The 26,372-nt window shown below is 38.3% G+C and carries 27 protein-coding genes; 9 read left to right on the top strand and 18 right to left on the bottom strand.

What is annotated here, in order from left to right; translation table 11 throughout:
• Positions 1-28: 28 nt before the first annotated feature.
• Positions 29-1,315 carry an adenylosuccinate synthase gene (locus tag N0B48_RS07250; RefSeq protein WP_259837877.1) on the top strand — a complete coding sequence of 429 codons (1,287 nt, stop codon included), beginning with the start codon at positions 29-31 and terminating at the stop codon, positions 1,313-1,315.
• A gap of 263 nt (positions 1,316-1,578) precedes the next feature.
• Here N0B48_RS07250 and N0B48_RS07255 read toward each other — a convergent pair whose 3' ends face one another.
• Entirely contained in the window at positions 1,579-2,622 is a 1,044-nt protein-coding gene (locus N0B48_RS07255) for an endonuclease/exonuclease/phosphatase family protein (RefSeq protein ID WP_259837878.1), read from the bottom strand.
• A 171-nt stretch (positions 2,623-2,793) separates the two neighbouring features.
• Here N0B48_RS07255 and N0B48_RS07260 point away from each other — a divergent pair, with 171 nt between their 5' ends.
• Positions 2,794-3,234, top strand: coding sequence for a nuclear transport factor 2 family protein (locus N0B48_RS07260; RefSeq protein ID WP_259837879.1), 441 nt, complete (start codon positions 2,794-2,796; stop codon positions 3,232-3,234).
• A gap of 52 nt (positions 3,235-3,286) precedes the next feature.
• Complete coding sequence (gene gloA2 / locus N0B48_RS07265; protein WP_259837880.1) at positions 3,287-3,664, top strand: SMU1112c/YaeR family gloxylase I-like metalloprotein; 378 nt, start codon at positions 3,287-3,289, stop codon at positions 3,662-3,664.
• Positions 3,665-3,667: 3 nt separating this feature from the next.
• Here the strand turns inward: gloA2 and N0B48_RS07270 are convergent, their stop codons facing one another.
• Positions 3,668-4,051 (bottom strand): DUF1634 domain-containing protein, encoded by a 384-nt coding sequence (locus N0B48_RS07270; RefSeq protein ID WP_223605860.1) that lies wholly within the window; start codon positions 4,049-4,051, stop codon positions 3,668-3,670.
• A complete protein-coding gene (locus N0B48_RS07275; protein WP_062648753.1) occupies positions 4,051-4,881 on the bottom strand; it encodes a sulfite exporter TauE/SafE family protein in 831 nt (276 codons plus the stop codon). The genes N0B48_RS07270 and N0B48_RS07275 overlap by 1 nt, the downstream gene beginning before the upstream one ends.
• Before the next feature lie 85 nt (positions 4,882-4,966).
• Here N0B48_RS07275 and N0B48_RS07280 point away from each other — a divergent pair, with 85 nt between their 5' ends.
• Both N0B48_RS07280 and N0B48_RS07285 read left to right on the top strand, forming a co-directional pair.
• Positions 4,967-5,518 (top strand): DUF1543 domain-containing protein, encoded by a 552-nt coding sequence (locus tag N0B48_RS07280; RefSeq protein ID WP_259837882.1) that lies wholly within the window; start codon positions 4,967-4,969, stop codon positions 5,516-5,518.
• 43 nt (positions 5,519-5,561) lie between these two features.
• On the top strand, positions 5,562-6,674 hold the full coding sequence (locus N0B48_RS07285) for a 5-(carboxyamino)imidazole ribonucleotide synthase (protein ID WP_259837884.1): 1,113 nt from the start codon (positions 5,562-5,564) through the stop codon (positions 6,672-6,674).
• Between the two features lie 89 nt (positions 6,675-6,763).
• Here N0B48_RS07285 and N0B48_RS07290 read toward each other — a convergent pair whose 3' ends face one another.
• The 10 genes from N0B48_RS07290 to N0B48_RS07335 form a co-directional block, all read right to left on the bottom strand.
• On the bottom strand, positions 6,764-7,297 hold the full coding sequence (locus N0B48_RS07290) for a hypothetical protein (protein ID WP_259837885.1): 534 nt from the start codon (positions 7,295-7,297) through the stop codon (positions 6,764-6,766).
• A 78-nt stretch (positions 7,298-7,375) separates the two neighbouring features.
• Positions 7,376-8,188, bottom strand: a complete 813-nt coding sequence (locus N0B48_RS07295; protein WP_259837887.1) for a hypothetical protein — start codon at positions 8,186-8,188, stop codon at positions 7,376-7,378.
• A gap of 53 nt (positions 8,189-8,241) precedes the next feature.
• Positions 8,242-8,616: a hypothetical protein gene (locus tag N0B48_RS07300; RefSeq protein WP_259837889.1), complete on the bottom strand. Its 375-nt coding sequence runs from the start codon at positions 8,614-8,616 to the stop codon at positions 8,242-8,244.
• Positions 8,617-8,670: 54 nt separating this feature from the next.
• A complete protein-coding gene (locus N0B48_RS07305) occupies positions 8,671-9,306 on the bottom strand; it encodes a hypothetical protein (protein WP_259837891.1) in 636 nt (211 codons plus the stop codon).
• A 25-nt stretch (positions 9,307-9,331) separates the two neighbouring features.
• The gene (locus N0B48_RS07310) at positions 9,332-10,042 is read right to left on the bottom strand and encodes an SH3 domain-containing protein (protein WP_259837893.1); all 711 of its coding nucleotides are present in this window, start codon (positions 10,040-10,042) and stop codon (positions 9,332-9,334) included.
• Between the two features lie 138 nt (positions 10,043-10,180).
• Positions 10,181-12,304, bottom strand: a complete 2,124-nt coding sequence (locus N0B48_RS07315; RefSeq protein WP_259837895.1) for a cation:proton antiporter — start codon at positions 12,302-12,304, stop codon at positions 10,181-10,183.
• Positions 12,305-12,312: 8 nt separating this feature from the next.
• Positions 12,313-12,879 carry a hypothetical protein gene (locus N0B48_RS07320; protein ID WP_259837897.1) on the bottom strand — a complete coding sequence of 189 codons (567 nt, stop codon included), beginning with the start codon at positions 12,877-12,879 and terminating at the stop codon, positions 12,313-12,315.
• A gap of 99 nt (positions 12,880-12,978) precedes the next feature.
• Positions 12,979-13,680 carry a hypothetical protein gene (locus N0B48_RS07325; RefSeq protein WP_259837899.1) on the bottom strand — a complete coding sequence of 234 codons (702 nt, stop codon included), beginning with the start codon at positions 13,678-13,680 and terminating at the stop codon, positions 12,979-12,981.
• A 468-nt stretch (positions 13,681-14,148) separates the two neighbouring features.
• Positions 14,149-15,054: a DMT family transporter gene (locus N0B48_RS07330; protein ID WP_259838678.1), complete on the bottom strand. Its 906-nt coding sequence runs from the start codon at positions 15,052-15,054 to the stop codon at positions 14,149-14,151.
• A gap of 236 nt (positions 15,055-15,290) precedes the next feature.
• A complete protein-coding gene (locus tag N0B48_RS07335; RefSeq protein ID WP_259837901.1) occupies positions 15,291-16,304 on the bottom strand; it encodes a zinc-dependent alcohol dehydrogenase family protein in 1,014 nt (337 codons plus the stop codon).
• Between the two features lie 86 nt (positions 16,305-16,390).
• Here N0B48_RS07335 and N0B48_RS07340 point away from each other — a divergent pair, with 86 nt between their 5' ends.
• Together N0B48_RS07340 and purE are read left to right on the top strand one after the other, a co-directional pair.
• The gene (locus tag N0B48_RS07340) at positions 16,391-17,221 is read left to right on the top strand and encodes an AraC family transcriptional regulator (RefSeq protein ID WP_259837902.1); all 831 of its coding nucleotides are present in this window, start codon (positions 16,391-16,393) and stop codon (positions 17,219-17,221) included.
• Positions 17,222-17,282: 61 nt separating this feature from the next.
• A complete protein-coding gene (gene purE / locus N0B48_RS07345; RefSeq protein ID WP_259837903.1) occupies positions 17,283-17,786 on the top strand; it encodes a 5-(carboxyamino)imidazole ribonucleotide mutase in 504 nt (167 codons plus the stop codon).
• 44 nt (positions 17,787-17,830) lie between these two features.
• Here the strand turns inward: purE and N0B48_RS07350 are convergent, their stop codons facing one another.
• From N0B48_RS07350 to ahcY, 4 genes are all read right to left on the bottom strand, one after another.
• Positions 17,831-19,456: a BspA family leucine-rich repeat surface protein gene (locus N0B48_RS07350; protein ID WP_259837904.1), complete on the bottom strand. Its 1,626-nt coding sequence runs from the start codon at positions 19,454-19,456 to the stop codon at positions 17,831-17,833.
• 136 nt (positions 19,457-19,592) lie between these two features.
• Complete coding sequence (gene yiaA, locus N0B48_RS07355; protein WP_259837905.1) at positions 19,593-19,985, bottom strand: inner membrane protein YiaA; 393 nt, start codon at positions 19,983-19,985, stop codon at positions 19,593-19,595.
• A 360-nt stretch (positions 19,986-20,345) separates the two neighbouring features.
• A complete protein-coding gene (locus tag N0B48_RS07360) occupies positions 20,346-21,143 on the bottom strand; it encodes a hypothetical protein (protein ID WP_259837906.1) in 798 nt (265 codons plus the stop codon).
• A gap of 102 nt (positions 21,144-21,245) precedes the next feature.
• Positions 21,246-22,559, bottom strand: a complete 1,314-nt coding sequence (gene ahcY / locus N0B48_RS07365; protein ID WP_259837907.1) for an adenosylhomocysteinase — start codon at positions 22,557-22,559, stop codon at positions 21,246-21,248.
• Positions 22,560-22,725: 166 nt separating this feature from the next.
• Between ahcY and N0B48_RS07370 the strand changes: the two genes are divergently transcribed.
• On the top strand, positions 22,726-23,256 hold the full coding sequence (locus N0B48_RS07370; RefSeq protein WP_259837908.1) for a HugZ family pyridoxamine 5'-phosphate oxidase: 531 nt from the start codon (positions 22,726-22,728) through the stop codon (positions 23,254-23,256).
• Between the two features lie 203 nt (positions 23,257-23,459).
• Complete coding sequence (locus N0B48_RS07375) at positions 23,460-24,074, top strand: 4'-phosphopantetheinyl transferase family protein (protein ID WP_259837909.1); 615 nt, start codon at positions 23,460-23,462, stop codon at positions 24,072-24,074.
• On the opposite strand, the gene N0B48_RS07380 is transcribed toward N0B48_RS07375, so the two are convergent.
• Positions 24,055-26,319: an FUSC family protein gene (locus tag N0B48_RS07380; protein WP_259837910.1), complete on the bottom strand. Its 2,265-nt coding sequence runs from the start codon at positions 26,317-26,319 to the stop codon at positions 24,055-24,057. The genes N0B48_RS07375 and N0B48_RS07380 overlap by 20 nt on opposite strands.
• Positions 26,320-26,372: the final 53 nt, after the last annotated feature.

Raw genomic sequence — 26,372 nt, forward strand, 5'->3', positions numbered from 1 at the left:
TTGCATGAATCTAAAATAAAAGAAAAATATGTCAACTTACGTAGTTGTAGGTCTTCAATATGGAGATGAAGGTAAAGGAAAAATCACGGATGTTTTATCAGCTAAATCGGATTATGTAGTTCGTTTCCAGGGTGGAGACAACGCTGGTCACACGGTTTATGTAGGTGAAGAGAAATTTGTTTTGCACCTTCTCCCTTCAGGAGTTCTACAGTGCAAAGGGAAGTGTATCATTGCGAACGGAGTAGTGGTAAACCCAAAATCTTTCATTAGAGAGGTTGGCCAGATTGAAAGCAAAGGCTTGAGAACTGACCACATTTTTATCAGCAGAAGAGCGCATGTGATCATGCCTTACCACATTCTTTTGGATACTTACCGTGAAGAAGAACACGGAGGAACACAAATCGGAACCACGAAAAAAGGAATCGGGCCATGTTATGAAGATAAGATCGCAAGAATCGGTATCAGAATGGTAGACCTTTTAAACCCGGAAATTTTAAGAGACAAAATTGAGAAAAACCTTAAGGTTAAAAACTCTCTTTTCGAAAAATATTATGGGAAACCGACTTTAGACGTTGAAGAAATTTACAACGAATTTTTAGAAATAGGAAAACAGCTTCAGGACAGAATCGTAGATACAGAAGTTGAACTGAATGAAGCCATCAGAGACGGTAAAAACGTTCTTTTTGAAGGAGCTCAGGCATTAATGCTTGATATCGACTTCGGAACATACCCGTACGTAACTTCATCTTCTCCATCTACAGGAGGAGTTTGTACAGGAGCGGGAGTTCCGCCAACATCGCTTCAAAACCTTATCGGGGTGGCAAAAGCATACTGTACAAGAGTTGGAAACGGACCTTTCCCATCTGAGCTTGATAATGAATTAGGAGAAAAGATCAGACAGATCGGTGGTGAATTTGGTGCTACAACCGGTAGACCGAGAAGAACAGGTTGGTTAGACCTTGTTTCTTTAAAGCACGCTTGTATGATCAACGGAATCAACAACCTTGTTATTACTAAATTAGACGTTCTTACAGGAATCGAAAACTTAAAGATCGTAACGCATTATAAAACAGAAGACGGAAAAATCATCGATTATTTCACTTCTTCAACTGAGAAATTATACAACTACGAACCGATTTATCAGGATCTGCCAGGTTGGAACGAAGATCTTACACAAGTAAGAAGCTACGACGAACTTCCTGACACGGCTCAGAAATATATCGAGTTCATTGAGAAATACCTTGGAATCAATGTATACTTAGTTTCTGTAGGCCCTGAAAGAAGCCAGAACATCATCAGAAAAGAATTATTCTAAGAATAATCCAACAATAGAAAAAGCCGTTTCATTATTTGTGAAACGGCTTTTTTATGTTTTTTAATAAAGATAAACAAAGGCTTTTCATTTAAAAAGGTAAACAAAAACGCTGGAAAAATCTCAAAAATTCAGAGGTTCCAGTTTTGAGTAAAGATCTTGTATTTCGGAAATAAGTGAAACGCCTTTGTTTATCTTAATTTAAGGAAACTAAAATTAATTCTTTGTTTTTCTTTGCGTGAAAAATATCGTCAAGGCTGGTTAAATTATCCCTCCGTTACTACGGCATCACGGTCTCCGTCCTCTTCTTTTCCTTCCTGGATCATTTCTTCTGCCTCCGCTTTTTCTTCCGAAGTGGCTTCTTCAACTTCCTCTTCCTGTTCGTCGTTGTGATGATCAATGAAAAATTCACAATACACTGGAAGGTGGTCTGATCCGAAATTTTCAAGAGTTTTAAGTTCTTTGATGAAAATATCTTCACTGTGGAACATTAAATCGATCGGAAATCTCAGCAAAAGATATTTGGCGTGAAAAGTAGATACAAAGGAACGCCCGATCCTCGGATCGATCAGATGACTGGTTTTTCTGAATAAAATAGATGATTTTGACCATGCCACATTATTAAAATCTCCGACAACAATGACAGGTTCTTTAATGTCTTTAACCCGTTTCGCAGCACTTAATAAATCACCGTCTCTTTCTTTTGAAGTTTCCTCTTCCGTAGGACTTGGCGGCGGCGGATGCACCCCAAAAAAGACAAATGAAAAACCGTCTTCCGTCTTCAGATGAACTTCAATACTCGGAATATCATCAGCCACAAAATAATGCGTCTGTGCACTTTTAATCTCAAGCTTTGAGTAGAAATGCATTCCGTACGTATTTTCAAGCGTCACCTTATGATGAAAAGGATAATCTTTTTCAAGAACGGTCATTGCTTTTTCCCAGTCGCCATTACTTTCCATCGTCATAAAGACCTCAGGTTTATGTTTCTCAATAAGTTGAATAAACCGATCATATTCCTTATTAAACTGGTAAACATTAGCAGAAATAAAATGCAGCTTTTTAGAAGACTGATGTTGCCGTTTATGCTTTTTAACAGGATAAAGCGGAGTGTATTTGACCAACGTTACACCATGATGAACAAACAGTAAAAGTAAAAGCCCCTGTCCGTACCAGAAATTTTGAGGATGATCTATCAGAAGTCCTACAATAAACGTAATCACAACAACATACGTAATCTGGATCTTACCAAATTCCGGAACTCTGAATACCCAATGCGCATTTTGAATTTTAGGTAATAGCGTTAACAAAACCAGTAATGCAATTAAAAACAAATAAATTCCCCACATAATGTCAAATAAACGGATAAAAATAATCTATTTCCAAATAATGGAGCGCAATTCACTTTTTAAACTTTGTTAATTTTAATTATTTCAAGGATTTTTTCCTAATTTTATTGAATCAGATTAATTGATAACCCTATGAATAAACTTGCTGCACTAGCTTTATTGTTTTGTACATTCTGTTTCGGACAACAGAATCAGGACATTGAAAAACCCATCCGTAGTCTTTTTCTGGGCATGAAAAATGCTGACCCGGAACTGATGAAATCTGCTTTTTCGGAAAACGCTGTTTTACAGACCATCACAAAAGATGGAACCGTAAAAAATGAAAACATACAGGAATTTATCGCTTCTGTTTCCAAGTTTTCAAAAGACGATCTGGATGAAAAAATAATCATCGATGCCATTCACATGGATGGCGGGCTTGCCAGTGTGTTTACGCCCTATTCTTTTTATCTCAAGGGAAAATTTTCACATTGTGGAGCGAACAGTTTTCAGTTGGTGAAACAACAGAACGACTGGAAAATTCAGTATATCATCGATACCAGAAGAAAAGAAAACTGCAGAGAAATAAAATAGCTCGATTTTAATGTCAGCATTGGAAAATGTATAAGAAATATTTAAAGATAAAATGAAGATCCATCACATCGCCATCATATGTTCAGATTATGAAGTTTCAAAGAAATTCTATACTGAAGTGATAGGGCTTAATATCATCCGTGAAGTGTACCGTGAAGAAAGACAATCCTACAAACTCGATCTGGCTATCGGAGACCACTATGTCATTGAGCTTTTTTCATTCCCCAATCCGCCGGAAAGACCTTCCCGCCCTGAATCTTGTGGTTTAAGACATCTGGCGTTTTCTGTAGACAATGTTGGAGCTAAAAGAGATGAACTCATAGCCAAAGGCCTTACCTGTGAAGACATCCGGATAGATGAATACACCGGAAAAAAGTTTTTCTTTACTCAGGATCCGGATAAGCTTCCGCTGGAATTTTATGAAATGTAAAAATTAGTGTGCGTAACCTGTAAAAAAGCTGATCGCCATAATCACGAGAACAATAGAAGAAATGACTACATACACGTAGTCTTTTTCTTTTAAATACCCGATCAAAGCGAAGATAATCCTTACCAGAGGCGTAAAAATCAGCAGTAAAATTCCCAGCTGAATAATGGCCATTCCTTCTCCTTTACACAAAGAATTCCAGAACATTCCCCATACTTTTTCGGAAGAGGAACCCATATCAAGGCTGGTGTATTTTTTTGGCATTTTAAAACCTTCCACGAAGAGTTTGATAAAGCCTACCAATGAGGTCACGACAGACAAAATAACGCCAAGTCTCAGAAGATTTCCTACCGAACGGTTCAGATCTACATCTGTAAAATTCTTTTTCATTATCTGAAGCTTTTATTGATACCGTTATACATCATATACACAGATAGAATAGTGATCACGATGGCAAAAAATACTTTTAATTTCTTTGTTTTCGAAACCATTAAAGTTTTTGAACCAATAAAACTTCCTACCACCACACCGATCAGTACCGGAGCTACAATCACAGGAATGATCTCACCTCTCTGGAAATAGATCAGGGCACTGGCCACTGCTGTTACACCAATCATAAAGTTACTAGTTGTTGTAGAAACTTTGAACGGCAGTTTCATCATATTGTCCATCGCCAATACCTTAAGCGCACCGGAACCGATTCCTAAAAGTCCGGACATCGCACCGGCAAACATCATCATTAAAAATCCCGGAACGGTATTTCTTGCAGAATAACTTTTTAAAACCCCTTTATCAGGAAAAGTTCCGTAAAGTTTCAGTTTTTCTTCAAGACTTCCTTTAATTAAAGGTTCCTGATGATCAGGTTTTCCTTTAAGATTTAAAATAACAGTCAATAAAAGGATACTGGCAAAGATAATCCCGATGGTATTGGGATTAAGCATTCCGGAAACGAGAGCTCCCATAATAGCGCCTGCCGTAGTTCCGATCTCCAGAAACATTCCTATGCGCATATTGGTAAAACCTTCTTTGACGAAAGCTACCGCCGCACCGGAGGAAGTTCCGATCACAGAAATTAAAGAAGCACCGATTGCATAATGCATAGGAACGCCGAAACCCAGCGTTAATAAAGGAATAATGATAACTCCTCCTCCCAAACCCGTAAGTGAACCTAAAAGACCGGCTGAAACCGCGCCGAGGAACAGAATAATGATTTCTGACATGCTACAAATATAAAACTATTGCCTTACTCTGCCAAACGTTTAAAAAAGATAAATTTGACGTATTTTTGTAGTTATGAAAAGTGAAATGAAATTATTTTATATCATTCTCGGTGCAACGCCCAAGGGCAGGAATATCGAGCAGCATGACGTGTTTTTCGGGATCGCAGAAAATCTTAAAGATCTCGTTCCTGATATGAAGGATTTCTGGAGAGAAGCCGAAGGAAAGATCCATTTAGACTGTCATCAGGAAGTAAAATTCGCAGATGGATATGAGGTGAAGATCGTTGAAAAAACAGATCAGCCTTCTGAAAATCAACTGTATTTTCTTAATTTGGGAGGGTACAAGAGAGGCTTTTTTGAAGAATTTCACGAGCAGCATCTGATGGTCGGACAATCGATGGGAGAGATCATCAAAAGGGCAAAAGCTACGGAATTTTATGCAACGATGGGGTTTGAAGGTGCTGTAAGCCATGTGGATGACAAACACGGTGTTGATATCGATGATATTTTTAATGTCAATGATATCCTTCCTGAAAAAATGAAAGAAAAATATTCCATCGTACTGACAAAATCTGATGTAGAAAATCAGGAAAACCCAATGGGATTGGGATATTTAAAGATTGATAAGGTTCAATAAAGCTTTCCATTAAGAAAATCTAATAGAAAAAATAAAAGTAAGAATGAAAATAGGAATTTTAGGAGGCGGACAGCTGGGAAGAATGCTGATACAAAGCGCACTGAAATACGACGACGAATTTTATACGCTGGATCCGGCATCTGATGCACCGTGCAACAATATTTCCCACTTTACCCAGGGAAATTTCAATGATTATGAAACGGTACTGAACTTCGGGAAAGATAAAGATGTGGTGACTATCGAAATAGAACATGTGAATGCGGATGCTTTGGCCGAGCTTGAAAAGCAAGGCGTAAAAGTCGTTCCGAATGCTGCTATCATCAAAACCATTCAGCAGAAGATCCTTCAGAAAGAATTCTACAAAACCTATGATATTCCAAGCCCTGAATTTCAGGTGGTGTGGAACAGTGATGAAAAGATTATGATGCCGCTGCCGTTTGTGCAGAAAATGAATACGGGAGGTTATGATGGTAAAGGGGTTCAGGTGATCAGAACAGAAGAGGATTATCAGGATTTATGGAAGGAAGCTTCAGTAATCGAAAGTCTGGTAGACATTGACAAAGAACTTTCCGTGATCGTTGCCAGAAATGAAAACGGCGAAACAAAAACGTTTCCTGTCACCGAAATGGTCGCTGATCCTAAGTTAAACCTGTTGGATTTTAATATCTGTCCAGTATTTTTAAGCGAAGATATTCAGAAACAGATTGATTCCATTACTGAGAAATTTCTGAATGCAGTCAATTCTCCGGGACTGTTCGCCATCGAATTATTCCTTGATAAAGAAGGAAAAATTTGGGTGAATGAAACCGCTCCGAGATTGCACAATTCCGGTCACCAAAGCCAGGAAGGAAATGCGAATTCCCAGTTTGAGCAAATGTACCGCGTTGTGAAAAACCTGCCTTTAGCTGACACGGATGCTTTCGGATACAGCGGAATGCTGAACCTTGTAGGCGCAGAAGGACACGCCGGAAAAGTGATCTACGAAGGAATGGATAATGTTCTGAAACTTCCAAAAACCTACATCCACTTATACGGAAAAACTGAAACGAAACCCGGAAGAAAAATGGGGCACATCAATGTGCTAGCTGATTCCAGAGAAGAGTTGATGGAAAAACTGGTGAAAGTGAAAGCAATGGTGAGAGTGATCGCTGAATAAGATTTAGACTTAAAATAAATATAAAAAGAGCTGTAATAATGATTGCCGCTCTTTTTTTATGTGGTTTTGTCAACGTTTTTCCATCCGCTTCATTGAATATTTACGTCTTCCAGTTTAATGTGTGATGTTTTAATCTTTCCAATTTCTGTTTCCATATCAAGACCATATTTATCTGTAAAAATCCAGAATTCTTTGGGATCATTTGAATCCTGTGCGATAAAAAAGTTGAAATTTCCTGCAGGCGAAATCACCTGAATTGCTTTTTTATCCATTGGATGACTATGGTTGGTGGAAATATCTTTGAGTTTCAAAAGTTCATTTTTTAATTCCTCTGTCTGCAACGATCCAAAATCTGCACTGTCAATTACTATTTTGGTTTTAGGATCCGCGAGTATGCCTATTACTTCATTCCGGATATTCTTTACGACCATGTTTTGAACAATGATTAATAAAAGTACTAAAATAAAAGTCTGAATAAATAAAGCGATACCAATGACTTTTGCCATATCATTTTTAAACAGGCGGGTCAACATGGCAATAATCAATCCAATCGCTGCAATAGCAAATGAGAACGGTAATAATGAGATTAAAAAAGAGTAGAATGTTTCAAGATTTTCGGTCATAAGGAAGTTTTAATAAAAGCAGAGTCAGAAATAATAAACCTTCTTGACAGTGAATTGATTTTAATCAGTAGCTATTATTTATAACGGGTCCTTAGTTTTCTCAATGGAATCTTTTTTATAATTGTACTTCATATAGATTCCCAGAGCTGGCGAATAAACAGAAAACTCTTCAAGTTTTGTTAAAGGAGCGTAAAGTTTAAACGTACAGATGTCCGTTGCGGAGATGAAAGGATTTGTTCTTAAGTGACTGTGGGTAGCCATGGTTAGAGTGCCATTCTCTCCCTGAGTAAATGCTGGAATAAGCCTTGAGTGAAATCTTTGATTGGAGGTAATCTTACCTTCTTTATCAGTAATAAACAGATAATCGTTCCCAAATGGAATTACCCCTGACTGAGAAGTCCCGGGAATCAGATATACTTTATAATTTTCGTTGATTGGAACTATGATAATATTAAGATTATAACCTTCCGGTACGCCCACTTCATATTTTGGATCTGATAACTGAGAAATAACCGTACTACGGATTTTATTTATATTCAGCTCTGTTTGATTGGGTTTTCTGTGTTGCATATTTTCTCTGACAGGCTTCCTTTGGCTGTTTTTGAATGAGTATTCAGCAACAACCAGATTCTGGTCTTTATTCAGAAAAACGGTTTTTACAGTATCATTACTCTTGTAGGTCAAATAACTTTGAGCGATCTCATGTAATTTTTTATTTGCAGCCATAAGATCACCGGAGTTCCATGATGCTATTTCATGAGAATATAATAGATTACCTTCTGCTTTAATGGAATCCAGTTTTTGCTGAAATTCCTTTTCTGAATATTTATTTTCCTGTGCAGAAATCATTAGAGACATAACGATAAAAAGGACTGCTGTAATTTGTTTCATAGATTATTTTTCTACGCTAAAATACAAAAAATGTTTGCTCAAACTCAATTGATTTATTGATTGAAAATATGTGATGATTTAATTCTAATCCAAAATATTATTTCCCAAAATACTATAGAACTTGCGGCATTGGTAAGAATTGCAGTCATGATACCATAGTCATCCCATTCCGGTGCAATTTTCAGCAGCCACGTCAGATTGGCCATAGCTAAAGAAAGGAATGCTACAGACAATCCACTTATGACGCTAAAAATGATTTTCCATTTTAAAACAATAAAAGCAAACAGTGAATTTAAAATTCCAAAGCCTAAACCCGTCACAAGTTCAAATTGATCGGTATTTAAAATATCGTCCAAAGCAGCAATCGGTACTGCAAGAAAACAATAAACTATAAAAAGAAGAATATAGGAGAGAAATCTCTTTTTCATTATAATGTAAGGCTAAATAGATGGAAATAAAACTCTGTTTGTAAAACTAAGCTTTTACTTAATATCTTTCTCCTCCACTTTTTCAAAATCCTTCTTTTCTTCATTCCAGACAAAAGCATGATAATACACATTCTCGTCTTCAGGAGACTCTTTGCAGATGCTGGCTATAAAAAGTCTGCTGTTCAGATCGAAGATCGCCCGGTCTTCTGCAAACATGCAGGAAGTTTCTTCGCCTAAAGGAAGTCCATAGATCTTCCCATCACGCACATCCATCATCATTCCCATGATACAACTTGTTCCGCATCCGAAAATTACGGTGATGTAGTAGCTGGCAAAATCAGGAGTGCCGGCAGCATAGGCATCCTTAATTCTTGTTCTGAAATTGTAAACACCTTCATCATTGGAGAAATCAAGTTTTGCTTTTTTGACGAATTTATAGTTCTTTGAGGGGAATTTATTGAAAGCAAATTGATAGGAAATTACAGTGTCTTTCGTTTCTGCTTCCTCAGACTTTATATGTTCAGGCTCTTTTATCGTGACTGAATCTGTTTTTATTTCCTGTGGAGGTGCTGCCACTACAGTATCAGCGACAGAAGGCTGTGTAGCTTCATTTTTGACGGGTTCTTTTTTTTCCTTGCACGAAAATAAAACGATAGCCAATAATGGGATGAGTAATGAGTTGATTTTCATGGATGTTTTTTTTTAGATGTTCTTGTTAGAAAGGCATGATGAGTGTTTTTCCTTTATACGCTCCGTTTTCTATTGTAAAAAGAACGGCATATCCTCCGGCTCCATCTGAGTTCACCATGTTGATGTACAAAGTTTCATGTTCTGAATCAAAATAGCACGCAGCAGATTCAGTATTGATATTGAATAGGTTTTCAATCTCCTTTGGGGGAATCTGAAGTGTTTTCCCACCTATTTTCACAGAGATCGATTGATAGTGAGTCTGTGGAATAGTTCCATCCGTTCCCCAGATCTGCTGGCCTTTAAATTTATCCTCAACTTTATAATCTTTGTAATCAGTGGTTGAAAAATACTTTTTGTTTTCCTTATAGTTGAAAGGCTCAGATTCAATAGTAACGGTGATATTTTTTGAATTAAAAACTGCTTTGTTTTCGTTAATAGAAACCGCAGGAACCGATTCGTAGGATTCTATAAACTTAACTCTTGAGCTGTGAATGTATCCTGACAGATTTTTCCCATTTTTATCGGTGTAATCAGCGTTAAGCCAGTTCTTGTTATCTTCAGGACTGAAAATATAAAGGATCTCATCCGAATTGATCTTTCCAACAATATCACTTTTTCCATCGGCCTCTTTCCTCAAATTCACATAACCGTCTTTATCAACGATCTTTGCAAATTGAGCCAACGAAAATTGGAAGCCTAAAGCAGCAGCCAGCAGGATTATTTTATTTGTTTTCAAATGCTGTTTTTATCAGTTAAAATTAATAATTTATTATTTATAAATTTAGATTAAGTGATTTAATATCAGTGCGAAATAAGCTGGATTTCCTCTTTTGAACTTCATTAACTTCCCTCTTCGAGCTTCAAACTTCCTTTCTTATTTAAATATCTTCTGAATCACATTTCCAATCTCCATAAAATCTCCATGGTTGCCTACAGAACGAATCTCCGGACTGTTTTCGTCAAATTCTGAGAACGGGAAGATCAGGAGATAATTGTTATCACTTAAATATCTGTTCAGTAATTCAGGAATAAGTCTCATTCGTGGAATATAGGACTGCATGCCGCGTTTGGCCATCAGAACAATCAAGGCTTCATCTTCTTTCAGCTTTGCAGCGGTTTTTTCACCGTCCTGCCAGGTGCTCATAATGATGAATTCTGCTTCTATATTGGCTTTTTTAACGATATTTTGAAGAATGTCCAGAATGTTTTCGGGAGCATAAAAAACAACTGTGGCGCCGGAATTTCGGGCTACATTCCACACTCTCAGAAGGGCATGGAAAAATCCTGCTTCCTTATGAGCATTTTCCGGGATCATCACTGCATATTTCTTAATCGTGGAAAGAGGCTGTGCTGCATGATAAACGAGTACATTCACATCATCATTCTGCAGATATCCGTTGTAGAGATTATACACAAAAGAAGGAGAGAAACCTTTTTCATCCTCAAGTCCGATGATAAGATCTGTGATATTCTGTTCTTTGATTACATTTTTAACTCCATTGATCACATCGTTGTCATATCTCTTAAGCGTCTGCATCTTAACATCCGCAGCAGAAGCTGCATCTGCGGCCTGATGAAGAAGTTTTTCCGCATTTTTCACTGAAGATTCATTTTTATCTTCATTAATGACATTTAAAGCAAAGAGATTTTCCGTATTTGAATGTGCTTTGATCAGGATTCCCAGATTTACCATTCTGTCTACCGTTTCCTCATGATTGATCGCCAGCAGGATATTTTCCTCTTCATGACTGTTGCCGGAAACCGTATCTTCATTGTCGCTTTCCGCAATCTTTTGGGCACTTGCCATTGAAATGAATGAAGAAATTGTACAGGAAATCAGGATCAATAGAATACTTCCGTTCAGGACGTGTTCATTCAATAGTCTTACCGGTTCGCCGGTTTCTGTTTCGGAAAGGATGATGTTGTATCCTACCATAACCGATGCTAATGTTGCAGCTGCAGAAGCGGAACTCAACCCGAAAATCAGTTTTCCTTCCTCTTTGGAAAGCCTGAACGTCTTTTGGGTCATGACCGCTGAAATATATTTTCCTCCGATGGAGGCAACAAGCATAATTCCTGCCACTTCAAGCGTTTCCCAGCTTTTAAAGAAAACCTTGAAATCGATCAGCATTCCTACACTGATCAGGAAGAACGGAATAAAAATGGCGTTTCCTACAAATTCCACCCGGTTCATAAGGGATGAGGTATGCGGAATCAGTCTGTTTAAAGCCAATCCGGCAAAGAACGCCCCTATAATGGCTTCTACACCGGCAAGTTCAGCCAGCATAGCCGCCAGATAAATCATCACCAGCACAAAAATATATTGCGAAATTTTATCATCCACCTTTTTGAAAAACCACCTTCCGATAATGGGAAATATGATCAGTACAATCAGGGCAAATACAATAAAGGAAACGGAAAGTTTTACCCAGAATTCTGTCCCTACATCACCTTGCGACATTCCCACAATCACGGCAAGCACTAAAAGGGCAAGAATATCAGTGATCATCGTTCCACCGACTGTAATATTGACCGCCTTATTTTTTGCAATGCCCAATTTACTGACCAAAGGATAGGCGATAAGGGTATGCGAAGAAAAAAGACTGGCAAAAAGAATAGACGTTAATACAGAAAAATGAAGGAGATAATAACCTCCCAGATATCCGAGGACGAAAGGAACAATAAAAGTATAAAGCCCAAACGTAAGGCTTTTCCATTTATTCTTTTTGAAATCTCCCATATCGATCTCTAATCCTGCCAGAAACATGATGTAGAGAAGTCCCGTAGTTCCGGTAACCACAATGCTGCTGTCTCTGGCCAGTACATTGAATCCATTTGGCCCTATCACCGCACCTGCAATGATCAGCCCCAAAAGATGAGGTACTTTTATTTTGTTCAAAAGGAGGGGAGCGGCAAGGATGATGACCAGGACCAACAGGAACTTTAATACCGGATCTTCTATAGGAAAACTCAGATTATGTATACTCAGTAAAATCATAGGTGTTTTTATTTGGTGGAACGTACTAATTCGACAGAAAATCTGGCGGTACAGCCATTGTCAGCCGTCACGGTTCTGGTTCCTTTTATTTTATTGGAAGAGATGTCATTCAGAAGGACGTTCATCTCAACACTTTTTTTAGCTGTGGAATCGGTTTTGAATGAAAGTCTGATTTCATTATTCTCATACTTTCCGGAGTACAGCCGTACGAGATTGTTATTGTTAACGATCTTGGTCACCAGTTGGGTAGAGTCGCTATCAAATTCCCAGGTATCAGTACGCTGGTCGCCTACTGCATAATCGCTGCAGTTGGATTCCGTGCAGATTACCTTTCCGTTCCAGGGGCCGGAAATACCTGAAGGCCATGCAGCAATCACTACAGAATCTTTCTTTGAAAAAATACTGTCTCTCATTTTGATGAGTGCCTGGTATTCGGATTCTTTTTTAGCGAATATTTTTTCTTTTTCGAGCAATTGTTTTTCTCGTTTCGTCAGACTTTTTTCTTTTTCCTTATAATCACAGCTGATCATTAGAAAAGAACCGACAAAAAGGATAAAAAATGTGTTTTTTAGCATATTGTAAATGTTGGCGTAAACAATATAAGAAAAAATCAGGAAAATATAAAATTCAGCGGCTCATATTGGCTTCAATACGGAAAAATTGACAAGACCATTTTAATACTCTATAGGAATAAGGACAATCCCTGAAACATCAAAACCATTCACATTAGTTTTCCATGTGGGTGATTTTTTAACGATTTCTATAAGTTTAGTTTTTATATTGTCTGCAATGCTGAGGTTTCTGATTTCTATAAAAGAAGCGGAGCCTTTAGGATCTATATCCAAGACCAAAACAGCATTTCCACTATCTTTCTTTTTAAATTTCTGATCCAAAACAGGATAGATGTTTTTTTCTACCCATTGATATAGCGCGGTTTCTCCACCTTCAAATTCCGGATGCGGAGGCTTGTTGTCTTTAAACTTGGGTGGAAGGTCATTGGGATAAGCGCTCAGACTAAGATTTTCTTTGATCAGTTTAAGACTTCCTTTTTTGTTTGGGCTGTATATTTTTTGATTGATCTTATTGGATTTAAGGTCAATATCTATAAAATGGATTTCCGTATCATTGATCCGGTAAAATCCCCGGTGAGTTTCTTCACTGGAGGCATTTTTTACCAATGCATTTTCCTTGATAGTATCCCCTTTATTTGGAATCAGGTACAGTTCTTTGGATGTTGACTGGTCTTTTTTGTTCTGAAGATAAATGTCGTAATTAAAGCTTTTCAGTTTTACATTTTCTCTGAGTTCAGTCTGCTGTGCAAAATAAAATAGCGGCGTCAAAAGTAATGAAATGGTAAATAATTGGTGTTTTGGCATGTGATCAGTGTTGGTGGAACCAAGATAGGGAATATAACGTAATCGGGAATGTTTTTAGGAAATCTTAAAATTTTTCAAAGTTTTTTTTGCTAATTATTTATTGACCACAGATTTCACAGAAGACCACAGATGATTGAGAATATTTTTACGGCTTTGTTATTATAAAAATCTAGGATTTTGAAAAACTTAAGTGTTCTTTTATGCAGTTTTATAGTCAACTTCAATTAACTAAAGTGCTTAAAAACTTTTGTGGTTATTATTTATTTCCCACAGATTTCACGGAGAAACACAGATGATTGAGAATATTTTCTACAGCTTTGTTATTATAAAAATCTAGGATTTTTTGAAAAACTTTTGTGCTCTTCTACGCGATTTTATAGTCAACTTCTATTAATCTAAAGTGCTTGAAAAAACTTTTGTGCCTTTTGTGGTTGAAATAAGCGCTGCCACATTTTGCAATTTCTTTTCTTAATCCACCTTCTGCCTTGTAAACATTCCTGGTTTGTAATTAATAATAAAAACACCACAGATAATCATGACCGCAGCAAGGATAAATTTAAGGGAAATGTTTTCATCCATGATCAACCAACCTAAAAATATGGCAATAATAGTATTCACGTAAGCAAGTATAGAAACCTGCACAGGAGATATTTTGGTTAAAGCATAATGGAACGCAAAAAATGCTGCGACAGAACCGAAAACAGACAGATAAATCATCGCTGAAATACTTTTTAAAGACCAGTTTCCGAAGTTATAGTTCTCTGAAAACACTAAGGCGAAAATAACCTGTACAACGCCTGCAAAGAGAAACTGATAAAACAGGTTCAGGGTAATATTGCCGCTTTGTATATTAAGTTTCTTGGTGAAAATAGTTCCTGAAGCCCATCCTGCAATGGCACAGAAAAGAAAAATCATTCCCATTCTGTAATCCGGATTGGCAAGGTCCTGAATACCGTCCCAGAAAATAAAAAGAATCCCGCTGAAACACAGCAAAACACCGGCCAGCGCTCTGAAACTGAATTTCTGCAAACCGACTGCCAGACTTCCCAGGAACACCAGAATTGGAGAACAGGCACTGATCAATGAAGCCAGACTGCTGGAGACGGTTTCCTCAGCTACGGTGGTCATTCCGTTGGCTACGATCAGCATCAGAGAAGCGAAAACAATCTGATAGCCTAAGTTTTTCCAACCTATCCATTTAAACTCTTTTCTTGAAAGAAGAACGACAAGCATTATAATTGCTGCCAGAAACTGGCGAATCCCCGCCACAAACCATGCAGGAATAGTTTCCACCGCAACGCGTATTGCCAAAAATGTAGTTCCCCAAACCATGGCAACGGTGAGAACGGCAAAAAGAAGTTTGTAATCTTTCAAGGTAAGTGAATCGTATAACACACAAATATACCTGTTCTGAAATGAATTTTATGGGTACAGTTTGTGGGATTTTCACTGATACAGATGAGGAAGCAGAATGGGAGAGGGAAGAGGGAGGCTGGAAGTTACTGATGGTCGTTTGATGACTACAGTTCTTATAAAGTAATTGAAAATAGAATGAGGCTATAGTTATCCTCTTAAACGTCATAACTTCCATCTTCCAGCCTCCCTCTTCCTTACTTTTCACAACAGATCACTATTTTCCCAGTTGCTTTTCCACTTTCCAGCAATGAATACGCATCATCTGCCTGTTCCAATGAATAGGATTGGGAATGGAGCTGAACTTTTACTTTTCCGGTTTCCATGAGAAGGGCTGCTTCTTTTAAAATATCTCCGTGGTGTTTTTTTCTTTCTCCGGACAAAAGAGGATAGAGGGTGAAAACTCCGGAGTACTTTGCATTCCGGAAAGACAGAGGAGCTAGGCTGTGTGTCCCCCATCCGAGAATACTTACCACATGTCCCGTATATTGTTTTACAGCACGAAAAGAATCATCCAGTACGCTGCCTCCAACCGTGTCAACAACGGCATCGAAGCCCAATCCGTTGGTGTATTGCTGCACATATTGATCAACGGATAAAGTGGTGTAATCAATAGGTTCCGCGCCATATTTTCTGATCTGATCTGAACTGTTTGGTTGTACCGTTGTATACACTTTTGCTCCTTTTGCCACAGCGATTTGTACTGCCATATGACCTACACCTCCGGCTCCTCCGTGAATCAATACCGTCTGGCCACTTTGAATATTGATCTGATCTGCGAGTGCTTCCCACGCGGTAATAAATATCAACGGTATTGCGGCAGCTTCCTGAAATGAAATGCTTTTTGGTTTTAAGCTAATGTGTTCCGCATCGGCTGTAATGTATTCCGCTAAAGTTCCCTGATGATCACCAATACCGCCTACCATACCGAAAACTTCGTCACCCATTTTAAAATCATGAACGTTTTTCCCTGTTTCTATGACAATTCCTGACATATCGATTCCCAATACTGCGGGAAGATTAACTTGAGCGTGAGCAGCCTGGCCGTTTTTAATTTTCAGGTCTAAAGGATTCAATCCGGCAGCTTTTATCCTGATTAAAACCTGATGGTCTTTGGGGATGGGCTGATCAATATCTTTCATGACGAAAGGTTTTCCAAACTCTTCTGTGATAAGAGCTTTCATTGTTTTGGTGTTAAGATCTGAATTCATTGTTTTCTTTTTTGATCATACAAATTTCTGAACTTTACCATCTTGAAATGTTGTATTTTTACATGATTAAAGGGTATAATATTGTCATGAAAAAAGATTTTATTCACGAACCGTTTGAACTGGATTTAAAAGAACCGGTGGATGTCTGTCCAAGAGGTGGACACAGCGTCAGTTTTTTTGAATTGGTTTATATTGTTTCAGGAACGGGAATACAGGAGATTAACGGGAATGAGTTTCCTTACCGCGAGGGAAATCTATTTCTGCTTGTCCCGGAAGATGCTCATCACTTTACTTTTAAAACAAAAACCCAGCTGTTTTTTATAAGATTCAATAAAGTGTTCCTTCAGACCAAGCCTATGACAGCGACTTTCCTGAAGCGGCTTGAACAGACGTTTTCCAATCATACTTTCCAGGGACCTGTGATCAAAGGGAGGGATAATGAAAGGTTGATGGGGAATCTAATGGAGAATCTGATGATGGCAATGAAAAGTAAGAATCTTTATACTGGTGAAATGATTCAGCTGCTGGTGCAGGCTGTTCTTACTGGGGTTGCTCAGAACCTGATGAAGGAAGATATGGTAGAAGTGAACGAAATGACTGATCACAAAGCTGCAACTATCATTCAGTATGTGCATGGGAATATTTATGATCCTAAAAAACTGACCGGGGAACATATCAGCAGTCTGTTTGGGATTTCCAAAACCTATGTTGGACGCTATTTTAAAAATAATACAGGAAAAACGTTAAATGAATATGCTACCCAATATAAAATACGCCTTATCGAAAACCGTTTAAAATACAGTGATATGCGCATCAGTGAAATAGCTGACGAATTCGGGTTTACAGATAAAAGTCATCTGAACCGCTTTTTCAAAAAGCTGAAAGGAGTGTCGCCGTCCGCATTCAGGAATGAATAGCGCTGTGATTTTAAAAAAAGACATTTATTCTTTATCTTTGAAGATCTAATAAAATTTGAAGATGGTAGGAATTATTATGGGCAGCCAGAGCGATCTGCCGATCATGGAACAGGCTGCTAATTTTTTGAAAAGCCTTGATATTCCATACGAACTGACGGTAGTTTCGGCGCACAGAACACCGGAAAGGATGTTTGATTATGCTAAAACAGCACAAGAAAGAGGCCTGAAAGTGATCATCGCAGGAGCAGGAGGAGCCGCACACCTTCCGGGTATGGTAGCGAGTTGTACAACTTTGCCGGTAATCGGAGTTCCGATTCTGTCAAGCAATTCTATTGACGGCTGGGATTCTGTACTGTCTATCCTTCAGATGCCGGGTGGAATTCCTGTGGCAACGGTTGCTTTAAACGGAGCGCTGAATGCCGGAATTCTGGCAGCTAAAATTTTAGGAACCGGAAACCAGAAGATTGCTGAAGATCTTCAGAAATATCAGGATGCTTTGAAAGATAAGGTCTTGGGAACGGTTGATGATATTAAAGCTCAACACCCCAATCCATACGATAAATAACATTAATAATAAATTACCCCGCTACATGTAACGGGGTAATTTATTTATTTCTTAATGAATTTGAGGATTTGTGATCCACGATCGGTAGTGAGTTGCAATATATAATTTCCACTTGTTAAGGAACCGACATCGATATAATCTCTGTCCAGTACGTTTTGAAGTGCTATTCTTCCCGAGCTGTCAAAGATTTTGTAACTGCGGCCTCCTTTTAGATTTTTGATGTAAATGATTTGGTCTGCAGGATTGGGAAATAAAGTGACAGAATGAGTAGACTGTACATCCGATACCCCTAAAAATCTACATTCTCCTGCAACATCTCCTAACAATCCCCACCCTTTGTTAATAAGCGTATCCCTAAATGCCGAAACATCAGAAGAATAGGCGAACGGAGTAAGTGCTCCCAGCATGATATTATTAGGTGTATTTGAATTGATAGCCCAACCTCTCAGTGTTCTGCTGTAGTTGCTACAGTCCATCCCGCTTTCAGAGATCATCCTAAATGCTGATGTTAAAGATGTTAGGTTCCAGACCTCGAGTGATTGATTGAAACTTGAAGCATTTGAAAATAAATAACTCATATTGGTTACATTATGAGTGTCCCATGTGTCCAGAGGCTGGTTGAAACTGCTGGCACTATCGAAAGAGGTATCCATATTGGTGACTTTACTCACATTCCATGTTTGCAAAGGCTGGTCAAAGGCTGTATTGCCATGAAATATATGTTCCATATTATTGACGTTTGAGGTGTCCCATGTAGCCAGAGATTGGTTAAATACTGGAATGAAATGAAACATATAAGCTATATTTTTTACTTTGGAAACATTCCATTGATCCACTGGCTGATTGAAGGATTCGCATGACGCAAACATATAGGACATGTCGGTTACATTGGAAACATTCCAGCTATTCAGATTTTGGTTGAATGCTTTTCTTACATTGAACATAAAACTCATGTTTTCTGCAGAAGAAGTATCCCAGGAGCCAATGGGTGGATTGAATAGATCCGTTGGCGTATTGATACCGACAGTAACAGAATATCCGAACATGGATCTGAAATTTTTAATTGTAGAGGTATTCCAGCTAGCCATAGAAGGATTTCCGAAGAACTTGTGTGCATTGTGAAACATATAGGAAGCATCGGTGACTCCGGAGAGATCCGGTGCATCCGTTGCAGTCATGTTCATATTTTTACATTCCACAAAAGCTGCATTCATAGAATCCCAGTGAATTTTTCCCCACTGTTCGATGTCAACCAGTTTTTCTGCGCTGCCAAAAAGCTTCCACGAGGTTACAATGTGTTGAAAGACATAGGTATTTGGGGTTCCAAATTGCAGCTGTCTGAATGTTCCGTTTCCATTGCTGACTTTTAGTCTGTAAAACGTCGTTGAGGGATCGGGGTTTAACGGTGTTCCGAAATCTATGAGAATCTGTAGGGCAGAGGTGACATTCTGCAGGGTACCGGAATGTTGCGGATATCCGACCTCTTCCCAGGTAATCGTGAAATTTTCTCCTTTCCCGGGAAACCATATTTGAGTGTTAGTTGCTGCAACCGGAGCATTAACGGGCGAGGAGACTGCATTAGGTTTCCAGATTGTAATAAATTCATCTTGGGCCTTAATACATTGAAATAATAATACTATTAGAATAAATGGTAGAATTTTTTTAATCATATGTTAATATTTATTTGATAAATATATAAAAATTAATAAAAATCTGCAAATAGTGAATTATTGATTCGTATCTCTTACTTTTTTTAAAGATGAAATGAAAAAACGCTCCGTATGTTGGAGCGTTTTAATTTTAATTTTATTCCTGGGTCATATTGTCCCGGGTGTTTTTCTGGACGGAAATAGCTCCGAAAAGGGCGAGGAGGAATGCAAATGCATAAAACCCTTTCTCACTCGGAAGTATAGTGGCATTCCAAAGTCCGATAGCCAATAATACAATAGAAGAAAGTGTTGCAAACCAACAGATCCCATAATAGATATCCGTCACCTGAATGTTTTCTAATTTGTCACGAACCGCTTTCTGTAGAGAGACTACAGCAAAAAGACCGTACAAAAGGATGGTAAAATAATATCCTTTTTCATTCAACAGCATTTCAGCCCTGGCAAGGCCTACGATGAAGCCTATCATTCCTGCTCCCAATGCTACCCAAGATGCGGCTACGAATGCATTCGATACTCTTTGTTTTTTCATGTATTTTCTGTTTTATTTGAGAGGGCTAATATATTCATTTTTTATAAATATAGATCTGCCAAAAGGGAAATATGGGAAAAACCCGGAACAGAGGTCTTATTTGACTTTAAGTTTTGGCTAAAGCCGGTTGATTTTGTTTTATATAAAAACGGACTAAAGTCCGTTCCTATTGAATACTTATAAGGATGATGATCCAAAACTCATAACTCATAATTCATCATTCAAAATTCCACATCTTTCCCCTAGCCCCGATAGTAGCGGTTACCCCACAGCAGGAATGGTTAAGCATTGGCGCGAGGAGTATGAGCGGATAGCGGGAAACAGCTCATAAAAAAACTCCCCAAATTGGAGAGCTTATTATTATTGAGTAATATATTCGTAATTATACTGAGCGGAAAGGCTTCCGTTGGCTTCTTTTGAGATCACCTGAACAGGTAAACCGTAGCTGTTGTACTGTATGGTGGAAGTTCTGGTTTGTGTTTGTTCCCAGGCACCATTGTTTTTGAAACTTATCTTTTCTGTCAGATAATTGTTTTTGCTTAAAACATAAGCGCCTCTCATCGTGATTCTCAGATATTTGTTGATATTGGTGTACGGGTTCAGCTTATCATCGTAAGAGAAAACAGTTTTGGTATTGAAAGAGAATCCTCCTTCTGAAGTTTCTGATGAAATATTGTTTCCATTATAAGCATAAGTATCAACAATAGGATTGGAACAGTCCGGTGATTGACAAAGGGTGGAAGAAATAACCTGTCCGCTATTATTATAATTGTAGGTAATCGTTCTGTTATAATCCGGGTTAGTGTAGATTGCTTTAACGTTGACCAGCTGATCTCCGTTATAAGTAAAAGCAGAATAGTATTCCAGAGTCTGGTTGGTATTGTAATAGTTTATTTTGACAGGTTTTCCGTTACTGTATTCAAATGTGGAAGTTCCTGAGGCAGACAATGTTTTTATAAGTTCACCCTGACTATTGTATTCCAGGGTTTGTGTGCTTGTCTGTGGCTGGGATGGATTGTCATAGTAAACGGTCGTGATTTTACTTAATAATACCTTTGGTTCGGAAGGAGTATTGGTTCCGTCATTATCATCATTGCTGCTGCAGCTGTTAAAGAACACAACAGAGCTCATTAATCCAAGAAATAAGTACTTTTTCATGCTATTTTTTTACCTGGCAAAAATAAGGAATGTACGATCTCTCTGCATAAAAAAATCCCACTATCTTGAAATAGTGGGATAATATCATATTGTATTGCTCTCTTAGTATCTGTAGTACTCAGGCTTGAATGGCCCTTTTGCGTCTACACCGATATATTCAGCTTGTTCCGGAGAAAGAGTTTCCAGTTCAACGCTTAATTTTTTAAGGTGTAAAGCAGCTACTTTTTCATCTAAATGCTTAGGAAGCATATATACTTCGTTTCCGTAAGCAGCAGAGTTCGTCCAAAGTTCGATCTGAGCCAGAGTCTGGTTAGAGAAAGAGTTAGACATTACAAAACTTGGGTGTCCTGTTGCACATCCAAGGTTCACCAATCTACCTTCAGCAAGGATGATTACCTCTTTACCTTCGATGGTATAGATGTCTACCTGTGGCTTCACTTCAGATTTAGTATGACCGTAGTTTTGGTTTAACCAAGCCATATCGATTTCATTATCGAAGTGACCGATGTTACAAACAACCGCTTTATCTTTCATTTTAAGGAAATGCTCTCCTCTTACAATGTTGAAGTTACCGGTAGTCGTGATCACGATATCAGCGTTGTCTACAACAGTATCTAATCTTTTTACTTCATAACCATCCATTGCAGCCTGAAGCGCACAGATAGGGTCAATTTCAGTAACGGTAACGATAGAACCTGCTCCTCTGAAAGATGCAGCAGTACCTTTACCTACGTCTCCGTATCCGCAAACTACCACTCTTTTTCCGGCAAGCATAAGGTCTGTAGCTCTTCTTACAGCATCTACTGCAGATTCCTTACATCCGTATTTGTTGTCGAATTTAGATTTAGTTACAGAATCATTTACGTTGATAGCAGGCATTACTAAAGTTCCGTTCTTCATTCTTTCGTACAGTCTGTGTACACCAGTAGTGGTTTCTTCAGAAAGTCCTTTGATATCTTTTGTGAATTCAGGGTATCTGTCGAAAACCATGTTCGTCAAATCTCCACCATCATCAAGGATCATGTTCAATGGCTTTCTGTCTTCACCAAAGAATAAAGTCTGCTCAATACACCAGTCGAATTCTTCTTCATTCAGACCTTTCCAGGCATAAACCGGAATTCCTGCAGCAGCAATAGCAGCAGCAGCGTGATCCTGTGTAGAGAAAATATTACAAGAAGACCATGTAACTTCAGCACCTAAAGCTACCAATGTCTCGATAAGCACAGCCGTTTGGATCGTCATGTGAAGACATCCGGCAATTCTTGCCCCTTTTAATGGCTGAGACGGTCCGTATTCTTCACGGATAGACATCAAACCTGGCATTTCTGCTTCTGCAAGGGTAATTTCTTTTCTTCCCCATTCTGCTAGGGATATGTCCTTCACTTTGTAAGGAACGTATTGTGTTGTAGTACTCATATGTAATGAATAAATTTAAATTCAGTTGATAACGAAACGCAAAATTACAATTAATAATTTAGATAAAAAAACGGCGCGTCAAGTCGGGGTTTATGAGATTATACATAGTTTTAAATTATTTAGTCTTAATCTAAATAACTATTTTTGTGGGATAAAATTTTATACTATGAATCATACAAATACCCAGGAAGAGGCGAACAGAAAAGCAAAACCGGTTGCTCCAAAAGTAAAGGAACTGATAGAACGTACCAAAAGTGTAATCTTGGCTACGGTAGATGCAGAAGGAACTCCTAATTCAAGTTATGCACCTTTTGTACAGGTAGACAATACCTTATATATCTTGGTTTCTTTCATGGCTAAACATACCAAAAACCTTGCTGACGGAAGAAAAACTTCAGTTATGTTCATTGAAGATGAATCTGCTACCAAACAGATCTATGCACGTGAACGTTTAACCATCGAAGCAGCAACTTCACAGATTGAAAGAGATTCTGAAACCTGGAATACGGTTGTGACTAAATTAAAAGAAACACACGGAAAAGTGGTGGATGTTATTGCTGAAATGCAGGATTTCATTCTGATCGCTTTAAAGCCGGTAAAAGGTTCTTACGTGAACGGATTCGGAAGTGCGTATTTTGTAGATGAAAATCTTGAAATTCTTGAGCACAGAAATGATGTGAATCATCAGTCGAAGTAATATATTAAGAATGGGAGAAGGAAGCGGGGAGATGGAAGTTTATAACGGTTAAGTAAAGAAGAATATTTATTAATAGATTCTTTGTAATCAAAACTTTAAAAGTTAATGGGCAAAACGAACACTAACTTCCATCTTCGTGCTACCTTCTCCCATCCTCTTTTATCTTCCACATCTTTTTACTACTTTTATCGAATAAAAAAATAATGCCTCTTTACCGCGATTTTTCAGATGATACTGCCACCATTCTTGTATGGAAATATGATGAAAGCGAAGAACTTGATATCCACGAGCTTCTGGAACCGGAAAATGCCGAAAAGGTAAAAGACTATCATCCGAAAAAACTACAAGAGGTACTGATGGTGCGCAAACTTCTGAAAAGTTTAAAACCGCATTCCAAAATTTTATACAAAGAAAGGGAGCCTTTCCTTTCGCCCAAAGATGCTGAAATTTCCATCACGCATTCCTTTCCTTTTGCTGCCATTGCCGTTTCCAAAAATAAAATAGGGATTGATATTGAGAAATTCAACCCCAAAATTTTAAGGGTTATCGATAAATTCACGTATGAAAACGAAAGAGGATTCATCCCTGAAGATAATGAAGTTGCTTTCTATACTATTATATGGAGTGTAAAGGAAAGCATGTACAAGATCCATCATTCGAAATACTGGTCCCTGAAAAAGAATTATGAAGTGAAGCCGTTTGAGCTTAAACATCTTTATAAAATAAGCTGCAGGGTATATGATGAACAGTTTTCAGACGAGTTCAAAGCGAGAGTTGAATTTTTTGACGACTACTGTTTTACGATTGTGGAGGAATAGGATCTGCTTCGCTTCTGTATTTTTCGATCACTTTTTTTTGTTCTTTAGCCACATCATAGATCAGCTCCAGGATATCATGAATATTCTTAAGCTCTGTTAAATGTGAAATTTTATCAGGATCTCTGCGGTCGATGAGGTCGTTTTCCTCGATTTCTGTTTTTCTTTTCGAAAGCATATCTTCAATGGAGGAATCTTCCGGTTCCAGACGGCTTTCCATTCTTAAGGCTTCATTGATTTCGTTTCCGTGTAATAAAACGGAGGTCTGCTGCATTTCTGCTTCTATCTTTCTGCTCCAGCTTTCGGCATCTATTTCAGGATACTTTTCGTCGTTTTTAGAATATTGGGAAAGCGAGGCAGTGTACGCTGTGATCAGATGGGATGTGGCCACAAACTGATGCACGACTTCCAGTTTCTTCTGTTGGTTTTTCGGTTCAGAGATCATTCTCTGGAAATTATCGGAAAGGTTGGCGAGAGAGATGATTGCGTTTTTTCTCTTCACTTTATAATCCTCAATGTCAAATGCTCCTTCCAGAAATTTTGAAATAACACTTTCGAAATAAATCAGGTTGTCTGCCGCAGACTTTTTCATCAGATCAAGGTTTTGAGTATGTTCCCATACCGGCAGGACAATATAAGATACGGCAAAAGCAATGACTCCGGCGATGAAGGTATCAATGATTCTGTCTTTGAATATCACGTTTACATTTCCGGGATTTAAAAAATTAAAACTCAAAAATATATAGATCGTCATAAACAGAACCGCCCAAAAATAACGGCCCTTCAGAAAACTGAAACACATAATCATACTTAATAGTAAGATAGTAAACAGAATTCCATTGATATGAATAAAATGAAGGATTGTATAGGCTATGACTGCGCCCGCAATAGTTCCGTATAAACGGAGAAGATTTCTCTTTTTTGTAATGGAGTAGGCGGGTTTTAATATCGCGACAACCGTGATCAGGATCCAATAGGTGTGTCCCAGCCCCAAAAGGTCAAACATAGAGAAGATATATCCCACCAGCAGGGCTGTGGTAATTCTTATCGCATGTCTGAAATGGGAAGAGGAAAGTGAAATATTATTCCTTAAAACCTTAAAATTGAGTTTCTCCTCATTAGGCATGAATTTTTTTAAATCCAGACCTGTGGAAAGACTTTTTGCCAGTTTTACATCCTGGGAAAATACTTTATAGATCTCGTTGATTTCTTTGGTGATCTCGTTGATGCGCATCAGAATCTGGCGGAGAATCATGAAATTCTCCAGATTGCCGGGAGTCATCTGCTTATTGCGGAGTTCGAAATAATGGTAATTAAGATTTTTCAGTTCCAGTTCCAGATCAAACATAGGTTTTGCCCTTGTTCCGCTTTGAAGTGCAATCCCGATATTGGTGATTTCTTCAGCAAGAAGGTTTAAATAATCATGGATGTTCACGAGAATCATGCTGTCTTCAAAACTCTGCTGCAGTTTTTGATAATCGCTTTCGGAGGTCATCAGTTTTTCATGAAGGTCCATAGAATTAAGGAACATCAGCATCAGCAGTCGGCTGGTGGTCGTAGATTCGTTGACGATGGTTCTGGTCTTGAAAACGGTTTCTCTGGTTTCTTCCTGAAGGTTTTTGATTCCGACCTGCTTCGCGATAACCTGAATGGTCAGTCTATCGAAGTCCGGATTTTTCTGATAATAATTGGCTTTAATCTTCAGAAATTCTGCAAGCTGGAGATAATTTTCCCCGATCATCTGTCCCGCCAGTTTATAAGGTTGAATGGTTGTAACTACAAGGAAAATCAATAAAAACCAGATACAGCCGCACGCGAAGATCAGGAGACTTTTGAAAATATTGCTTCCCGTAAGATGTCCGTCGATAAAGATCGCCAGCACAACCAGTGATAATGATCCCACAGCAGCAAGCCTTTGTCCGTAGACTCCGATAAGCGAGAAAAACATCCCGAATACAATAATCTCCAGGATGACCAGCACTTTAAAATTCATGACCATACTGGCAATAAGCGCCACAAAGACAAAACAAAAAATAGCAAATGTCAATGCATTTCTTCTTCTGATAAAAGGTCCGGGCTGATCACAAAGCGCTACAAAGCTGGTTCCAAGAGGGAAGAGGAAGTATTCTTTGAGAATCCCGAAGTGGGCGAGGACTAAACAGGGCAGAACAGTTGCCAGCGTAATTCTGATGGCAGAATATACATATTGGCTGGTAACGAATTTTTTGAGTTCTGCTGAATAGTTCATACTACAAAATTAATTATTGAAAACAAGAAAAGCCTTATAAAAATGAGACTTTT

The sequence above is a fragment of the Chryseobacterium herbae genome (assembly GCF_025154075.1).
Lineage (GTDB): Bacteria > Bacteroidota > Bacteroidia > Flavobacteriales > Weeksellaceae > Chryseobacterium > Chryseobacterium herbae.

Excerpts from the sequence above, each read along its gene's own strand:
- N0B48_RS07250 (WP_259837877.1), top strand. The coding sequence starts at position 29 with ATGTCAACTTACGTAGTTGTAGGTCTTCAATATGGAGATGAAGGTAAA.
- gloA2 (WP_259837880.1), top strand. The coding sequence starts at position 3,287 with ATGAAGATCCATCACATCGCCATCATATGTTCAGATTATGAAGTTTCA.
- N0B48_RS07380 (WP_259837910.1), bottom strand. The coding sequence starts at position 26,319 with ATGAACTATTCAGCAGAACTCAAAAAATTCGTTACCAGCCAATATGTA.
- purE (WP_259837903.1), top strand. The coding sequence starts at position 17,283 with ATGGTAGGAATTATTATGGGCAGCCAGAGCGATCTGCCGATCATGGAA.
- ahcY (WP_259837907.1), bottom strand. The coding sequence starts at position 22,559 with ATGAGTACTACAACACAATACGTTCCTTACAAAGTGAAGGACATATCC.
- N0B48_RS07375 (WP_259837909.1), top strand. The coding sequence starts at position 23,460 with ATGCCTCTTTACCGCGATTTTTCAGATGATACTGCCACCATTCTTGTA.
- N0B48_RS07350 (WP_259837904.1), bottom strand. The coding sequence starts at position 19,456 with ATGATTAAAAAAATTCTACCATTTATTCTAATAGTATTATTATTTCAA.
- N0B48_RS07370 (WP_259837908.1), top strand. The coding sequence starts at position 22,726 with ATGAATCATACAAATACCCAGGAAGAGGCGAACAGAAAAGCAAAACCG.
- N0B48_RS07275 (WP_062648753.1), bottom strand. The coding sequence starts at position 4,881 with ATGTCAGAAATCATTATTCTGTTCCTCGGCGCGGTTTCAGCCGGTCTT.
- N0B48_RS07320 (WP_259837897.1), bottom strand. The coding sequence starts at position 12,879 with ATGCTAAAAAACACATTTTTTATCCTTTTTGTCGGTTCTTTTCTAATG.
- N0B48_RS07305 (WP_259837891.1), bottom strand. The coding sequence starts at position 9,306 with ATGAAAATCAACTCATTACTCATCCCATTATTGGCTATCGTTTTATTT.
- yiaA (WP_259837905.1), bottom strand. The coding sequence starts at position 19,985 with ATGAAAAAACAAAGAGTATCGAATGCATTCGTAGCCGCATCTTGGGTA.
- N0B48_RS07335 (WP_259837901.1), bottom strand. The coding sequence starts at position 16,304 with ATGAATTCAGATCTTAACACCAAAACAATGAAAGCTCTTATCACAGAA.
- N0B48_RS07280 (WP_259837882.1), top strand. The coding sequence starts at position 4,967 with ATGAAATTATTTTATATCATTCTCGGTGCAACGCCCAAGGGCAGGAAT.
- N0B48_RS07285 (WP_259837884.1), top strand. The coding sequence starts at position 5,562 with ATGAAAATAGGAATTTTAGGAGGCGGACAGCTGGGAAGAATGCTGATA.
- N0B48_RS07270 (WP_223605860.1), bottom strand. The coding sequence starts at position 4,051 with ATGAAAAAGAATTTTACAGATGTAGATCTGAACCGTTCGGTAGGAAAT.
- N0B48_RS07300 (WP_259837889.1), bottom strand. The coding sequence starts at position 8,616 with ATGAAAAAGAGATTTCTCTCCTATATTCTTCTTTTTATAGTTTATTGT.
- N0B48_RS07340 (WP_259837902.1), top strand. The coding sequence starts at position 16,391 with ATGAAAAAAGATTTTATTCACGAACCGTTTGAACTGGATTTAAAAGAA.
- N0B48_RS07360 (WP_259837906.1), bottom strand. The coding sequence starts at position 21,143 with ATGAAAAAGTACTTATTTCTTGGATTAATGAGCTCTGTTGTGTTCTTT.
- N0B48_RS07260 (WP_259837879.1), top strand. The coding sequence starts at position 2,794 with ATGAATAAACTTGCTGCACTAGCTTTATTGTTTTGTACATTCTGTTTC.
- N0B48_RS07325 (WP_259837899.1), bottom strand. The coding sequence starts at position 13,680 with ATGCCAAAACACCAATTATTTACCATTTCATTACTTTTGACGCCGCTA.
- N0B48_RS07295 (WP_259837887.1), bottom strand. The coding sequence starts at position 8,188 with ATGAAACAAATTACAGCAGTCCTTTTTATCGTTATGTCTCTAATGATT.
- N0B48_RS07315 (WP_259837895.1), bottom strand. The coding sequence starts at position 12,304 with ATGATTTTACTGAGTATACATAATCTGAGTTTTCCTATAGAAGATCCG.
- N0B48_RS07290 (WP_259837885.1), bottom strand. The coding sequence starts at position 7,297 with ATGACCGAAAATCTTGAAACATTCTACTCTTTTTTAATCTCATTATTA.